The organism is Plantactinospora solaniradicis (assembly GCF_042658085.1).
GTDB classification, from domain to species: domain Bacteria; phylum Actinomycetota; class Actinomycetes; order Mycobacteriales; family Micromonosporaceae; genus Plantactinospora; species Plantactinospora solaniradicis.
This window is the reverse complement of record NZ_JBHSPR010000032.1, coordinates 243,635-258,253: the sequence shown is the minus strand read 5'-3', so window position 1 is coordinate 258,253 and position 14,619 is coordinate 243,635. Positions and strand designations below refer to the sequence as shown.

The window sequence follows — 14,619 nt, the reverse complement described above, 5'->3', positions numbered from 1 at the left end:
ACGGCCACCCCTTCTGACGTGCGGTTTCGTCCGAGCGATAGGTGCGCTTTCCGGGCGATTCTGGTTGCGGGTGGAGGGAAGTGGAGTAGAGTGGGGCGCGATGGGGGGCCAGGAGGGCCCGCCGGCCCGGGGGGCAGCGGCGCCGCGAACGTCGCTGGAAGGGCGAGGGGGTTGGGCCGGTGTTTCTCGGCACGCACACCCCGCGCCTGGACGAAAAGGGCCGGCTGATCCTTCCGGCCAAGTTCCGGGACGGGTTGGCGGGAGGTGTCGTGATCACCAAAGGGCAGGAGCGCTGCCTCTACGTCTTCCCGATGCCCGAGTTCCAGCGCATCGCGGGGCAGTTGCGCGAACAGCCGATGACACACAAGGCGGCCCGGGCGTACAGCCGGGTGTTCTTCGCCAGCGCCCATGACGAGATCCCGGACAAGCAGGGCCGGGTCACCATTCCGATCCACCTCCGGGAGTACGCGGCGTTGGACCGGGAGCTGGTGGTGATCGGGGCGAGCACCCGGGTGGAGATCTGGGACAAGCGGGCCTGGGAGACCTACCTCGCGGAGAGCGAAGGAGACTTCGCCGACATCGAGGAGGGGGTGCTGCCGGGCGGACTGTAGGGCGCTGCCTGCCAACGCCCGACGTACTGCGAGATCTCCACCCGCTCGAAGTTCCTGGCGCCTCTTCCCCGGTGCCAGGCGCGATCCCCCGACGTGGTCCGACGGTCGGACCCGGGAGACCAGAGCGGATGGGGATCTGGCGGTACGACGAGCAGTAACGGTAACCGGGGCACGTCCGGACGGAACAGCGGTCAGTGGGGGTCGACATGGGGGAGCTACGCGGTACGCACGTGCCGGTGCTGCTTGAGCGATGTCTCGAGCTGCTCGCCCCCGCGCTGGACCGGGACGACCGGACGACCGTGTACGTCGACGCCACGCTCGGCCTGGCCGGGCACGCCGAGGCGGTGTTGGCCGCGCATCCGCGTACGGTCCTGATCGGACTCGACCGGGACACGGAGGCGCTCGCCCACGCACGGGCCCGCCTCGACCGGTACGCCGACCGGATCCACCTGGTGCACGCGGTCTACGACGAGTTCGCCGAGGTGCTGGACCGGCTCGGCTACGCCCGGGTCGACGGCGTGCTGTTCGACCTCGGTGTCTCCTCGCTCCAACTCGACGCGCCCGACCGCGGGTTCGCCTACGCCCAGGACGCGCCGCTGGACATGCGGATGGACCAGTCGACCGGTACGACCGCCGAAGAGGTGGTCAACACCTACTCACACGGGGAGTTGGCCCGGGTACTGCGGGTCTACGGCGAGGAGCGGTTCGCCGGTCGGATCGCCTCGGCGATCATCCGGGAACGGGAGCGGACCCGGCTCACGTCGTCGGCGCGGCTGGCCGAGCTGGTCCGGGACTCGATACCGGCACCGGCCCGACGTACGGGTGGGCATCCGGCGAAGAGGACGTTTCAGGCTTTGCGGATCGAGGTAAACCGGGAGCTGGCCGCGCTGGAGACGGCGCTGCCGGCCGCCCTGGACGCGCTGTCACTGGGCGGTCGCGCGGTGGTGCTGTCCTACCACTCCCTGGAGGACCGGATCACCAAGCAGGTGCTCACCGGCCGGTCCCGGAGCACGGGGCCGGTCGACCTTCCCGTCGAGCTGCCCGGCACCGGGCCGATGCTGCGGCTGCTCAGCCGGGGGGCCGAGCTGGCGGGCGAGTCGGAGGTCGAGGCCAATCCGCGCGCCGCATCGGTGCGGCTGCGGGCGGCGGAGCGGATCGAGCAGGACGGCACGAACGGTACGGAGACGACGACACGGAAGAGGGCCGCCCGCGAACGGCCCGGCCGAGTCGCCGAGGAAGTGCGCACGTCCGGTGCGGGGGTAGCGGACGGGTCCGAAAAAGCACGACGGGAGATGCCGCGATCGCCAGGGGACGGCGGCGGCACGACAGTACAGGGGGAGGGATGATGAACGCCAACAAGCGCGACCGTCGGGGCCAACCCGACGCGGCGCGCGGCGCTGAGCAGCGCACACCGCGGTCGGGGGGCCGGACCACGGTGGAGCGGGCTCCGCGAGCGGGTAACAGCCGGTCGAACCCGGCATCGGAGACTCGCGTCCGGGGGGCGCGACAGTATCCGACACAGGGCAGCGCCGCACTGCGGGAGCGCGCCTGGGAAGAGCCGAACGAGCCCACGCCGGAACTGCGGGTCTGGGACAGCTCCGAGGAGCGACCCGACCGGTCGCCGGAGTCGGACACGCCCGCGCGGCGTTCCCGGCTCCGGGTGACACCACCGCGTCCGGTCGCCCGGCCCCGGGTCTCCTTCGTGGTCCTGGTCCTGGTGCTGGTGGTCGGCGGGATGCTCGGCATCCTGGTGGTCAACAGCAAGGTCAACGAGAACGCCTTCCGGCTGGAGCGGCTACAGCAGCAGCAGTCCACGTTGGACGTCCAGCAGCAGGAGCTGGAGCAGAAGATCGCCGAGGCGGAGGTGCCGGGCAACCTGGCCGCCCGGGCCCGCAAGCTGGGCCTGGTCGACTCCGGGCCACCCGCCTTCATCCGGCTGCCCGACGGTCGGGTGATCGGAGTACCGCAACCGGCCGGCGGCGAGCCCGCCATCACCAGCCCGCAGGGTGCCGGGGGATAGCAGGATGGCGCCGCGGTCCGAGGAGCCGCGCCGGGACGCTTCGGTGTCCCGGCGCGGCTCGTCACGTACGGGTGCCGGCCGGGAGCCGGACGAACGCGGTGCCGGCCACGGCGGGCGCTCCGGTTCCGGGTCGGGCCTCGGGGGCATCTCCGACGCCCGCGCCTACACCCCGCGCGGTCGAACCGTGCGCGACAACCCCGAACCGACCCGGCGGGTGCCGACGGGCGGCGACGCCGCCAGCCGGTCCCGCCGTACTCCCCGGTCCGGCCGGTCGGCGGACCCGTTCCGACCCGCGTTGCAGGTGCTCGACGGCGGCCGGTCCGGCACCTCGCGGGCCACCCGGCGGGTCGCCGCGACGGGCACCGGACGCACCATTACCCCGCGCCCGGTCCGGGGTGGCGACGTGGCGAAGCCGGTCCGGCGGCGCCCGGCCGACGGCGCCGGTGGCCCGACCCGGACCGCCGCCGCGCCCGCCCGCCGGCTCGGGCGTCGACCCCGCCGGCCACCCCGACTGGCCGACCCGCACCGGCGGCTGCGCCTCGGAACCCTGCTCGCGCTCGCCATGTTCACCACCATCGGCATCCGGCTGGTCGCGCTCCAGGTCGTGGACGCCCCGGAGTACGACGGCGGCGGGCTCAACGACCGCGTCCGGCAGGTCGTCCTGCCGGCTCCCCGGGGCGCCATCTACGACCGGGCCGGAGCACCGCTGGCCCGGAGCGTGGAGGCCCGGTACGTCTACGCCGACCCGCAGCTGATCGAGGATCCCGCCCGTACCGCCGCGACCCTGTCGCCACTGCTCGGCATTCCGGTCTCCGACCTGACCGAGCGGATGAAGAAGCAGAAGCGGCCGGACGGGCGCCCGTCGGAGTTCGAGTACCTCGCCCGCGGGGTCGAGATCGGCACCGCCGAGAAGATCATGGAACTCAACCTGGGCGGCATCGCCACCGGCCGGGACGAACGGCGCGAGGTGCCCGGCGGCGACCTGGCCGCCAACCTGATCGGGTTCACCAGCCAGGACCTGAACGGCCTGGAGGGCATCGAGGCCCGCTACGACGACCTGCTCCGGGGAGTCAACGGCAAGCGGGAGTACGAGGTGGGCAACGGCGAGCTGGCCGCCGAGATCCCGGGCGGCTACAGCCGGGTCACCAAGGCCCAGCCGGGCAGTTCGCTGCACCTGACCATCGACCGGGACCTGCAGTACACGGTGCAGCGGATCCTCACCAACAGAATGCTGGAGGTGAACGGCACCATCGGTGCCGCGGTGGTGCTCGACGTACGCAGCGGGGAGGTGCTCGCCCAGGCCAGCTACCCGACGTACGACGCGGCCGACTGGCGGAAGTACCGCGCCAGCGACCGGGACGACGCCGCCACCAGTTTCGTGGTCGACCCCGGATCGGTGCACAAGGCCCTGGTCTTCGGCGCCGGGCTGGAGGAAGGGGTGATCACCCCGGACACCGCGTGGCCGACCCAGAGCGCCATCTACCGGGGCGGCGTGCGCTTTCCGGACACCCACCCCGTCGGGGGCCGGAAACTGAGCGTGGCGGGCATGCTGGGGTACTCCTCCAACGTCGGCACGATCAGCATCGCGGACAAGCTCGGCGCGCAGAAGCTCTACGAGTACCAGCTCAAGTTCGGGCTGGGCCGGCCCACCGGCGAAGGCGTGCTCGGCGAGGCGTCCGGCCGGGTGCTCAAGCCGTCCGAGTACAGCGGGTCGACGTACGGGTCGGTGCCGATCGGGCACAGCGTCGACGTCACGCCCCTGCAGATGGCCGCCGCCTATGCCGCGATCGCGAACAACGGCACGTGGGTGCAGCCACACCTGGTACGCGAGATCGTCGGCCCGGACGGCAAGCGGAAGTCCGTACCCGCACCGGAGACCCGGCAGGTGATCAGCCCGACCAACGCCGCCGCCCTGCGCCGGTTGATGGAAGCGCCGGTGACCATCGAGCACGGTACCGGCACCCAGGCCGCGATCCCCGGCTACCGGATCGCGGGCAAGACCGGCACCGGCTCGCGGGTGGTGAACGGGAGGTACGCCCCCGGCGAGGTCGCCTCGTTCATCGGGATGGACCAGGCGGACCAGCCGCGCTACGTGATCGCCGTGTTCGCGTACACCCCGGGCGGCGGCGGTGGGGACGTCTCCGCACCGGCGTTCAAGGAGATGATGAACTACGTCCTGCGCCACTATCGGGTGCCGTCGACCGGCAGCGCGCCGCCCAAGTTCGTCGTCTATCCGCGTTGACCAGCCGAAACGGGACATCATCGGTGGGTGCGGGCAAACCACCGGGGCGGCTGTGCGGGGCGGCCCCCCCGACGGGGTAGGGTCTGACGCCGTGCCCGGCAATCCCCGTCCCCGCGCCGTGACGCCGCTCCGGCTCGCCGATCTCGTCGTGCGAGTCGCCGCCGAGTCGCCGTTGGATGCCGCCGACGTGACGATCACCGGGGTGACCCATGCCAGTACCGAGGTCCGCCCCGGTGACCTGTACGCGGCGCTGCCCGGGGCCCGCCGGCACGGCGCCGAATTCGTCGCGGCGGCGGCCGAGGCCGGCGCGGTGGCCGTACTGACCGATCCTGCCGGCGCCCCGGCGGCGGCCCGGGCCGGGCTCCCCGCCCTGGTCGTGCCGGACCCCCGGGCGGTGCTCGGCGAGGTCGCCAGCGCGGTCTACGGCGATCCGACCGCCGCGCTGACCGTCATCGGGATCACCGGCACCGCCGGCAAGACCAGCACCACCTATCTGATCGAGTCGGGGCTGCGCGCCGCCGGCCACGTCACCGGGCTGATCGGCACCGTGGAGTGCCGCCTCGGCGACCTGACCGTGGAGAGCGTCCGGACCACCCCGGAGGCGACCGACCTGCACGCCATGCTCGCGGCGGCCCGGGAACGCGGGGTCACCGCCGTGGCGATGGAGGTCTCCAGTCACGCCCTGGCGATGGGCCGGGTCGGCGGAGTCCGGTTCGCGGTCGGCGGCTACACCAACTTCGGCCACGACCACCTGGACTTCCACGCCGACGTGGCGGACTACTTCGCGGCCAAGGCGCGGCTGTTCGACGGCAGGTGTGCGGCCGAGGTGCTCAACCACGACGACCCGGCGCTGCGGCCACTGGTCAAACCGGGTACGACCACCTATTCCGCCGACGGTGCCCCGGACGCGACCTGGCGGGCCGGCGAGGTCAGCGAGTCCGGCTACACCCAGACCTTCACCGCGTTCGGCCCCGGTGGCTCGCGGGTCCCGGCGGGCGTGGCACTGCCGGGTCGGCACAACGTCGCCAACGCGCTGCTCGCGATCGCCACCCTGGTCGCGGCCGGGGTCGCCCCGACGGTCGCGGCCGACGGCGTCGCCGCCTGCCCGGGAGTGCCCGGCCGGCTGGAGCTGGTCGACGCGCCCGGACCGGTGCGCGGCGTGGTCGACTTCGCGCACACCCCGGACGCGGTCGTCGCCGCCCTCACCGCGCTGCGGAACCTGACCACCTCCGGCAACCGGCTGATCTGCGTGATCGGGTCCGGTGGGGACCGGGACCACGGCAAGCGGTCGCTGATGGGTGCCGCCGCGGCGAACGGTGCCGACCTGGTGGTGGTCACCGACGACAACCCGCGGACCGAGGACCCGGCGGTGATCCGGGCCGAGGTCCGGCGCGGGGCGGAACAGACCGGGACGTCGGCCGGGATCCTGGAGGTGGCCGGTCGCCGCGCCGCGATCGACGAGGCGGTCCGGCTCGCCGAACCCGGTGACGTGGTCGCGGTGCTCGGCAAGGGCCACGAGCGGGGCCAGGAGATCGCCGGTCGGACGTACCCGTTCGACGACCGGGTCGAGTTGGCCGCCGCGCTCGCCGTCCGCTTCGAGAACTCGGAGGTGCGGCGATGATTCCGATGACCGTGGCCGAACTGGCCGCCGCCGTCGACGGCCGGCTGGTCGGGGCCACCCCGGAGGCCCTGGTGACCGGCCCGGTCGAGTTCGACTCCCGCAAGGTGCGTCCCGGTGGGCTGTTCGTGGCGTTTCCGGGGGAGAAGGTGGACGGCCACGACTACGCGGCCGGAGCGGTCTCCGACGGTGGTGCGGTCGCGGTGCTCGGCTCCCGGCAGGTCGACGGCGTGCCGATGGTGCTGGTCGACGACCCGCGCGCCGCGCTGGGCCGGCTGGCCCGGGCGGTGCTGGACCGGCTGCCCGCGCTGACGGTGATCGGGCTGACCGGTTCGTCCGGCAAGACCACCACCAAGGACCTGATCGCCCAGCTCACCGTCCGGCTCGGCGCCACGGTCGCGCCGCCCGGGTCGTTCAACAACGAGCTGGGGCACCCGTACACGGCGTTGCAGGCCGACGCGGACACCCGGTTCCTGGTGCTGGAGAAGGGCGCCCGGGGGCTGGGACACATCCGCTACCTGTGCGAGGTGGCCCCGCCCCGGATCGCCGTGGTGATCAATGTCGGGTCGTCGCACATCGGTGAGTTCGGTTCGGTCGAGGCGATCGCCGAGGCAAAGGGCGAACTGGTCGAGGGACTGCCGCCCGACGGGCTCGCCGTGCTCAACGCCGACGACCCCCGGGTACGCGCCATGGCGGCCCGTACCGCCGCCCGGACCGTACTGGTGGGTGAGGCCCCCGACGCCGAGATCCGGGCCGTGGACGTGACCCTGGACGACCGGGGACGGGCGTCGTACACCCTGGTCACCCCGGCCGGGCAGGCGCCGGTCCGGCTCGGCATCAGCGGGCGGCACCAGGTCGGGAACTCCCTCGCCGCGGCGGCGGTGGCCCTGGAACTCGGCATGCCGCTGGCCGAACTGGCCGAGGCGCTCGGCACGCTGGGCCTGCCCTCGACCCGCCGGATGGACGTCTTCGACCGCACCGACGGGGTGACGGTGATCGACGACTCGTACAACGCCAACCCCGCCTCGACGACCGCCGCGCTGCACGCGCTGGCCGGTATGGGTGCGCGGCGGCGGACGATCGCCGTGCTCGGCTACATGGCCGAACTCGGCGAGTACGAGCGGGACGGACACGTCGAGGTCGGCCAGCTCGCGGCCGAACTGGGCGTCGACCGGTTGTTGGTGGTCGGTGAACTTGCCACGCCGATTCACGACGGGGCGGTGGCAGTGGCGGATTGGGGAGGAGAGTCGGTGCTGGTTACCGATCAGCAGGCGGCAGTTGCCGAGCTGCGGCGCGAGCTGCGGCCGGGCGATGTCGTCCTGGTGAAGGGCTCGCGCTACCGCACCTGGGAGGTGGCTGACGCGCTGCGCGCCGAGGCCGCCCGGTCCGAGGGCGGGTCCCGATGAGCGGGCTGGTCGGGGCGGTTCCGACGGAAGGCGTGCCGGCGTGAGGGCGGTCATCGTCGCCATCTTCGTGGCGTTCCTGATCTCGCTCTTCGCTACGCCAATCGCGATCAAGGTGTTCACCCGGTTGAAGGCCGGTCAGCCGATCCGCGCCGACGGCCCGATCATGCACCAGGGCAAGAAGGGCACTCCGACGATGGGCGGGGTCGTCTTCATCGTCGCGACGGTGATCGCGTACGTGGCCGGGCACCTCGCCCTGACCACCCTGCCCGAGGCGCAGATCGCCCAGGTCACTCCGACCATCACCGCACTGGTGCTGCTGGGCCTGATGGTCTTCTCCGGTGCCGTCGGCTTCATCGACGACTTCCTCAAGGTCCGCAAGCGGAACAGCGCCGGGCTGAACAAGCGGGGCAAGCTGCTCGGGCAGATCCTGGTCGGCGCGGTCTTCGGGGTGGTCGCGCTCTACTTCCCGAGCACCGCGGGCGTGACCGTCGGCAGCACCGCGCTCTCCTTCATCCGGGACATCAACGCCCTGGAGGTGGGCAAGGTCGCCTCGGTCGTCATCTTCATCTTCGTGGTGATGTCGACGACCAACGGGGTGAACCTGACCGACGGGCTGGACGGACTGGCCACCGGTGCCTCGGTGATGGTGCTCGCCTCGTACGCCCTGATCGCGTTCTGGCAGTACCGGCACTGGTGCGCGGACACGGACTACGCCCGGGGCGGGGCCTACTGCTACACGGTGCGGGACCCGTTGGAGATCGCCTTGATAGCCGGGGCGGCGGCCGGGGCCTGTGTCGGCTTCCTCTGGTGGAACACCTCGCCGGCCCGGATCTTCATGGGCGACACCGGAGCGCTCGGCCTGGGCGGGCTGATCGCCGGAATGGCGATGGCCACCCGGACGGTCATCCTGCTGCTGATCCTCGGCGGGCTCTTCGTCATCATCACGATGTCGGTGGTCATCCAGATCATCTCGTTCCGGACCACCGGTAAACGGGTGTTCCGAATGTCGCCGTTGCAGCACCACTTCGAGTTGGCCGGCTGGAGCGAGGTCAACATCGTCGTCCGGTTCTGGATCATCGCCGGAATCGGTGTGGCGATCGCGCTGGGCCTCTTCTACAGCGAGTTCCTCGCCGCGACCACCTGACCCGCCGCCAGCACGTCGGGCGAACGGAATCCGGCCCCGGTACGGACGGTAGGCGTACCAATCCGACACGCCGGCCGGGCGCCTGCACCGAGCCGGCCGGGCCAACGCCCATGATGGGCGGATGGGGGAGGACGAGGGGCTGACGCGGTGACCGAGGACCAGCCACGCCGGCAGACCGGCCCGGCCGCTGCCAGCGGTGTGCGCGCGGGCTCCGGCGGTGCGCGTACGGGAGACGGTGGTGGCCGTCCGGGGGACGGCCCTGGGCGTCCGGCCCCGGGCGGTGCCCGTGCGGCGGACGGCGCGCCTGCGGCGAAACCCCCGGCCGGCGAGGCGGCCCGGGTCGACCTGGCCGGCGGCCTGGCCGCGCTGCGCGGGCTGCTGGCCCGCCCGCTCGCCTCCTACTACCTGCTGATCTCCAGCTCGGGGCTGCTGCTGCTGATCGGCCTGACGATGGTCTTCTCGGCTACCAGCGTCCGGGCGTACGCCACCGACGGCAACGCGTTCGCCATGCTCGCCAAGCAGGCGCTCTTCGCACTCATCGGGCTGGGCGCGTTCTGGATCTGCCAGCGCCTGCCGGCCAGGACGTTCCGGGCGGTCGGGCTGCCGACCCTCGGTGTCGCCGTGGTGCTGCTGGTGCTGCTCGACATCCTGCACCTGTTCGACAAGCTGAACGGCGACGGCGGGGACGCCAGTATCGGGCCGCTCGAGGCCCGGCTGCTGTGGCTGTACATCGGACCGATCCAGGTGCAGCCCTCCGAACTGGCGAAGTTCGGCCTGGTGCTGTGGGGCGCCGACATGATCGCCCGGAAGGGGGCCGCGCTGGGCTGGTGGCGGGAACTCGCCACCCCGCTGTTCCCGGTGGTGGGCCTGTTGTTCCTGCTGGTCGGCTACAACGACCTGGGCACCATGCTCTGCCTGCTCGCCGTGCTGGTCGGCCTGCTCTGGGCGGCCGGCATCCGAAAGCGGATCTTCGGCACCCTGTCGGTCTTCGGGCTGCTCGGCGTCGGGCTGCTGGTCGCCGCCGCCTCGATCGGCGCCGGGTCCAGCGGCGACGGACCGAACTACCGGCTGGCCCGACTCACCACGTTCTTCAACCCGCCACCGCCCGAGGAGTGCGGGCTCAAAGACTGCTACCAGTACTTCCAGGCCCGGTACGCGATCGACAACGGCGGCTGGTTCGGGGTGGGCCTGGGCAAGAGCAGCCTCAAGTGGAACTGGCTGCCCGAGGCGCACAACGACTTCATCTTCGCGATCCTGGCCGAGGAACTGGGCGTGGTCGGCTGCGTGGTGGTGCTGAGCCTGTTCGCCGTGCTGGCGTACACCGGGCTGCGGATCGCCCGCCGGGTGGCCGACCCGTTCCGCCGGCTGGCCGCCACCGCCGCGACGGCCTGGCTGGTCAGCCAGGCCGTGATCAACATTGGTGGCGTCGTCGGCCTGCTGCCGATCACCGGGCTGCCGCTCCCGTTCATCTCCGACGGCGGCAGCGCCCTCGTGGTGACCCTGGCCGCGATCGGCATGCTCGCCTCGTTCGCCCGCGCCGAACCGGACGCCGCCCGAGCCCTGCACGCCCGGCCGGCGCCCCGCTGGGTCCGACTAGTCTGGGCCCCGTTGCCGCCACTTCCCTCGGCGCGCCGCCGGGCGAAGCTACCCGCGCCGGCCCGTCGGGAGCCCGTACCCGGGACCGGGAAGCGGCGGGAAGCCGAGGCCGGGCCGGCGGGTGGCCGGACCAGGAAAGGGCGCGCCGGTACGGCGAGCGAGAGGAGACGCTGATGGGTCCGCTGCGGTCGGTGGTGCTCGCGGGAGGAGGCACGGGAGGCCACATCTACCCGTTGCTGGCCTTCGCCGACTGCCTGCGTCGACACGACCCGGGCGTCCGCATCACCTGCCTCGGTACCCCGAAAGGGCTTGAGAACGAGCTGATTCCGCCACATGGCTACGATCTGCGGCAGATCCCGGCGTATCAACTCCCGCGTTCGGTCAACATGAACCTGATGCGTACTCCGGACCGGATGTGGAAGGCCGCCCGGGCCGCCGGAAGAGTGATCGACGAGGTACAGGCCAACGTGATCATCGGGTTCGGTGGCTACGTCTCGGTGCCCGGCTACCTCGCCGCGTGGCGCCGCGAGCTGCCGATCGTCATCCACGAGGTCAACGTGCCGCCGGGGGTGGCCAACCGGCTCGGCATGAAGTTCACCAAGCACGTGGCGGTCGGCTTCCCGCACCAGCCGGCCCAGGCCGATTCGCTGCGCGACGCCCGGGTGGTCGGCGTACCGCTGCGGCGTGGCATCACCACCCTCGACCGGGCACGGCAGCAGGCCGAGGCGCGCCGGCAGTTCGGGCTCCATCCCGACCTGCCGACCCTGTTCGTGGCCGGTGGCTCGCAGGGGGCCCGTTCGATCAACCTGGCCGTCGCCGAGGGCGCCAAGGCGCTCGCCGCCGCCGGGGTGCAGGTACTGCACGTGATCGGGGCCCGCAACGAGCCCGTGGCGGTGCCGCACGACCTGCCGGTGCCGTACGTGACACTGCCGTACCTCTCGCAGATGGAACTGGGCTACGCCGCCGCCGACCTGATGCTGGGCCGGGGTGGCGCGATGACCTGCGCCGAGGTCGCCGCGATCGGGCTGCCCACCATCTACGTGCCGTACCCGCACAGCAACCAGGAGCAGAAGCGCAACGCCCTGCCGGTGGTCGAGGCGGGCGGCGGCCTCCTGGTGGACGACGCCGAGATGACGGCCGGCTGGGTCGAGCACAACATCATCCCGCTGATCCGCGACCCGGGCCGGCTGGCGGCGATGGGTGCCGCCGCGGCGGCCTACGGCCGGCGGGACGGCGACGAGGCGCTGCTCGACTTCGTCTACGAGGCGGTGGCCCGGTGACCGGGCCGATGGCGGTGGTGGACGGATCCGGTCCGGTGACCGGGTCGGTGGCGGTGGTGAGCCGATCCGGTCCGGTGGCCGGGTCGGTGGCGGTGAACAGGTCCGGCCCGGTGTGCGGGCCGGTGGTCGCGAAGGAGGACAACCCGATGACCGGGCGGCCCGGAAGTGGAAGGCTGGCGCTATGAACACCGCGCAGTTCAGCCCGGTCGGCACGATGGCGGCCGAGGACCTGGGCACGATCCATCTGATCGGGGTCGGCGGGGTCGGCATGAGCGGGCTGGCCCGGCTGCTGCTGACCCGGGGCATCCAGGTCTCCGGCAGCGAGTTGCGGGAGTGGCCGGCGCTGGCCGGACTGCGGGCGCTCGGTGGCACCATCCACATGAGCCACGCGGAGACCAACCTCGACGGCGTCGACACCGTCGTCTACTCGACCGCGATCCCGCAGGACCACCTGGAACTGGTCGAGGCGCGGCAGCGCGGGCTGCGGGTGCTGCACCGGTCGGAGGCGCTGGCCGCCGCCATGACGGGCCGGCGCACCATCGCGGTCGCCGGTACCCACGGCAAGACCACCACCACCTCGATGGTCACGCTGATCATGCAGCACGCCGGTCAGGACCCGTCGTTCGTGATCGGCGGGGAGATCTCGGAGGTCGGGTCCAACGCCCACCACGGCAGCGGCGAGTACTTCATCGCGGAGGCCGACGAGAGTGACCGCTCGTTCCTGCTCTACCGGCCGTACGTCTCGATCATCACCAACATCGACGAGGACCACCTCAACACGTACGGCGACTACGCGGGGCTGGAGCAGGCGTTCGCCGACTTCGCCCGGCTGACCGACCCGGACGGCTTCGTGGTGACCTGCGCGGACGACCCGGGTACCCGGCGGATGGCCGAGGTGCTGCGCGCCGAGGGTCGTACCGTCTACACCTACGGCACGGCGCAGGACGCCGACCTGCGGCTGACCGAACTGGTCTCGTCGGCCGGCGGCGTACGCTATCTCGCCGTCCTGGACGGGGAGTCGCTGGGCGAGATCCGGCTGCCGGTACCCGGGGCACACATCGGGCTGAACAGCGCCTCGGCGGTCCTCACCGCCCGCAAGCTCGGTCTCGGGCTGGACTCCGTGGTCTCGACGCTCGCCTCCTTCCCCGGAGTACGCCGCCGGTTCGAGCGCAAGGGTGTCGTCGCCGGCATCCAGGTGTACGACGAGTACGCCTACCACCCGACGTCGATGACCGCCGCGCTGAAGACGCTGCGCGAGGTGGCCGGCGACGGGCGGGTCGTCGTCGTCTTCCAGCCGTACCGGGTCTATCGCACCCGTGATCTCCAGACCGAGCTGGCCGCCGCGCTGGCCATCGCCGACGAGGCGGTGGTGTTGGAGGTCTTCGGGCCGGGCGAGGTCCGGGCGCCCGGCGAGGGCGGGGCGGCGCTCACCGAGGCGATCGCGCTGCCGGCCGACCGGAAGGTCTTCGTGCCCTCCTGGGAGGACGTGCCGGCCGAGGTGGCCCGGCGGGCCCGGCGCGGGGACGTGGTGGTGACGATGGGGGCACCGCCGATCTCGCTGATGGGTGACGACCTGCTCGACGCGTTGGCCGGTGCCTCCGCCGCGAGCGACCCGGCGCATACCCGGCTGTCGGGTGCCGCCGGCATGGGGCCTGTCGGGCCGGACACCGCGGCCGCCGACGCCGAATGAGCCCCGGCGCGCCTCGCGGCCGGGCCGGCGGCCCGACGCCGGGCGGCCGGTCCGGTGGTCCGGCCCCGGCGGGCCGGGGATCCGGAGGTCGGGGCACCGGGCGGTCCCCCCGGGGCGGTTCCGGTGCGACTCCCCGGACCGGCGCGGCCCGACCCGGTGCGGGACGCGCCGCCGGTCGGGGCTGGCGGCTGGTCCGGGCGGGTAGCGACGCGGTGCCGCCGTCGGTGCGCCGGTTCACGGCCAGGGCCCGGCAGCGGCGGATGCGGGCCGCGCTGCCGTGGACGGTGCTCGCCGGGTTGCTGGTGGTCGTCCTGGTCGGCACCGGCACCGTGTACGGCACCTCGGTGTTCGGCTTCCGTACGCTCCGGATCGTCGGTGCCGCCCTGGTCACCCCGGAGCAGGTACGCGAGGCGGCACGGCTGTCCGACGGCGTTCCACTGGCCCGGATCGACCTGGCTGTCGTCCAGGCCCGGGTGGCCGAGCTGCCCCCGGTGGCCCGGGTGACGGTTTCCCGACAGTGGCCCAGGACGCTCCTGGTCGAGCTGGTCGAACGGACCCCGGTCGCGGTGGTGCCGCAGAACCGGCGGTTCGTCGTGATCGACGGTTCCGGAGTGGTGTTCCAGACCCGGTCCGACCACCCGGCGGGACTGCCGCTGGCCCGGATCGGTACGCCCGGTCCCGACGACGTGGCGACCAGAGGGGCGTTGGAGGTGCTCGCCGCGTTAACCCCGGAGCTGCGAGAACGGCTCACCGAGGTGGTGGTGGAGGGTCCCGCCCGGATCACCGTGAAGCTGCGCGGCGGCCGTACGGTGCTCTGGGGCGACGCCTCGCGCAGCGACACGAAGGCTCAGGTGGCGACGTCGTTGCTGGCCCGCAAGGGCGACACCATCGATGTCCGGACCCCGGACGTGGTGACCATCCGCTGATCCGATCGAGGCTTCCGCCGGGGGTGCTCGTCCGCAACGTTTGTCGGTGGGCGCGCCGACACGCCGTGCGGGTCCTTGGCTCCTGC

At 72.6% G+C, this 14,619-nt stretch carries 12 protein-coding genes; all 12 read left to right on the top strand.

What is annotated here, in order from left to right:
* The first annotated feature begins 179 nt into the window (after positions 1-179).
* Complete coding sequence (gene mraZ / locus ACFP2T_RS29985) at positions 180-611, top strand: division/cell wall cluster transcriptional repressor MraZ (protein ID WP_377427518.1); 432 nt, start codon at positions 180-182, stop codon at positions 609-611.
* Positions 612-817: 206 nt separating this feature from the next.
* Positions 818-1,957 carry a 16S rRNA (cytosine(1402)-N(4))-methyltransferase RsmH gene (rsmH, locus tag ACFP2T_RS29980; protein WP_377427515.1) on the top strand — a complete coding sequence of 380 codons (1,140 nt, stop codon included), beginning with the start codon at positions 818-820 and terminating at the stop codon, positions 1,955-1,957.
* A complete protein-coding gene (gene ftsL, locus ACFP2T_RS29975; RefSeq protein ID WP_377427512.1) occupies positions 1,957-2,631 on the top strand; it encodes a cell division protein FtsL in 675 nt (224 codons plus the stop codon). The genes rsmH and ftsL overlap by 1 nt, the downstream gene beginning before the upstream one ends.
* Before the next feature lie 4 nt (positions 2,632-2,635).
* Entirely contained in the window at positions 2,636-4,873 is a 2,238-nt protein-coding gene (locus ACFP2T_RS29970) for a peptidoglycan D,D-transpeptidase FtsI family protein (RefSeq protein ID WP_377427510.1), read from the top strand.
* A gap of 52 nt (positions 4,874-4,925) precedes the next feature.
* Entirely contained in the window at positions 4,926-6,494 is a 1,569-nt protein-coding gene (locus ACFP2T_RS29965) for a UDP-N-acetylmuramoyl-L-alanyl-D-glutamate--2,6-diaminopimelate ligase (protein WP_377427508.1), read from the top strand.
* Positions 6,491-7,897 (top strand): UDP-N-acetylmuramoyl-tripeptide--D-alanyl-D-alanine ligase, encoded by a 1,407-nt coding sequence (locus ACFP2T_RS29960; RefSeq protein WP_377427505.1) that lies wholly within the window; start codon positions 6,491-6,493, stop codon positions 7,895-7,897. The genes ACFP2T_RS29965 and ACFP2T_RS29960 overlap by 4 nt, the downstream gene beginning before the upstream one ends.
* Before the next feature lie 40 nt (positions 7,898-7,937).
* The gene (gene mraY / locus ACFP2T_RS29955) at positions 7,938-9,041 is read left to right on the top strand and encodes a phospho-N-acetylmuramoyl-pentapeptide-transferase (RefSeq protein ID WP_377427503.1); all 1,104 of its coding nucleotides are present in this window, start codon (positions 7,938-7,940) and stop codon (positions 9,039-9,041) included.
* 357 nt (positions 9,042-9,398) lie between these two features.
* Complete coding sequence (locus tag ACFP2T_RS29950) at positions 9,399-10,811, top strand: FtsW/RodA/SpoVE family cell cycle protein (RefSeq protein WP_377428042.1); 1,413 nt, start codon at positions 9,399-9,401, stop codon at positions 10,809-10,811.
* The gene (gene murG, locus ACFP2T_RS29945) at positions 10,811-11,917 is read left to right on the top strand and encodes an undecaprenyldiphospho-muramoylpentapeptide beta-N-acetylglucosaminyltransferase (RefSeq protein WP_377427501.1); all 1,107 of its coding nucleotides are present in this window, start codon (positions 10,811-10,813) and stop codon (positions 11,915-11,917) included. The genes ACFP2T_RS29950 and murG overlap by 1 nt, the downstream gene beginning before the upstream one ends.
* Positions 11,914-12,102: a hypothetical protein gene (locus tag ACFP2T_RS29940; RefSeq protein ID WP_377427498.1), complete on the top strand. Its 189-nt coding sequence runs from the start codon at positions 11,914-11,916 to the stop codon at positions 12,100-12,102. Before murG ends, ACFP2T_RS29940 begins: the two co-directional genes overlap by 4 nt.
* Entirely contained in the window at positions 12,099-13,607 is a 1,509-nt protein-coding gene (gene murC, locus ACFP2T_RS29935; RefSeq protein ID WP_377427496.1) for a UDP-N-acetylmuramate--L-alanine ligase, read from the top strand. The genes ACFP2T_RS29940 and murC overlap by 4 nt, the downstream gene beginning before the upstream one ends.
* Positions 13,604-14,533 (top strand): cell division protein FtsQ/DivIB, encoded by a 930-nt coding sequence (locus ACFP2T_RS29930; RefSeq protein ID WP_377427494.1) that lies wholly within the window; start codon positions 13,604-13,606, stop codon positions 14,531-14,533. Before murC ends, ACFP2T_RS29930 begins: the two co-directional genes overlap by 4 nt.
* Positions 14,534-14,619 lie beyond the last annotated feature (86 nt).

What these genes read in the sequence shown, in the direction of transcription:
- ACFP2T_RS29960 (WP_377427505.1), top strand. Translation starts at nt 6,491, where the DNA reads ATGATTCCGATGACCGTGGCCGAACTGGCCGCCGCCGTCGACGGCCGG.
- rsmH (WP_377427515.1), top strand. Translation starts at nt 818, where the DNA reads ATGGGGGAGCTACGCGGTACGCACGTGCCGGTGCTGCTTGAGCGATGT.
- ACFP2T_RS29930 (WP_377427494.1), top strand. Translation starts at nt 13,604, where the DNA reads ATGAGCCCCGGCGCGCCTCGCGGCCGGGCCGGCGGCCCGACGCCGGGC.
- murC (WP_377427496.1), top strand. Translation starts at nt 12,099, where the DNA reads ATGAACACCGCGCAGTTCAGCCCGGTCGGCACGATGGCGGCCGAGGAC.
- murG (WP_377427501.1), top strand. Translation starts at nt 10,811, where the DNA reads ATGGGTCCGCTGCGGTCGGTGGTGCTCGCGGGAGGAGGCACGGGAGGC.
- ftsL (WP_377427512.1), top strand. Translation starts at nt 1,957, where the DNA reads ATGAACGCCAACAAGCGCGACCGTCGGGGCCAACCCGACGCGGCGCGC.
- ACFP2T_RS29970 (WP_377427510.1), top strand. Translation starts at nt 2,636, where the DNA reads ATGGCGCCGCGGTCCGAGGAGCCGCGCCGGGACGCTTCGGTGTCCCGG.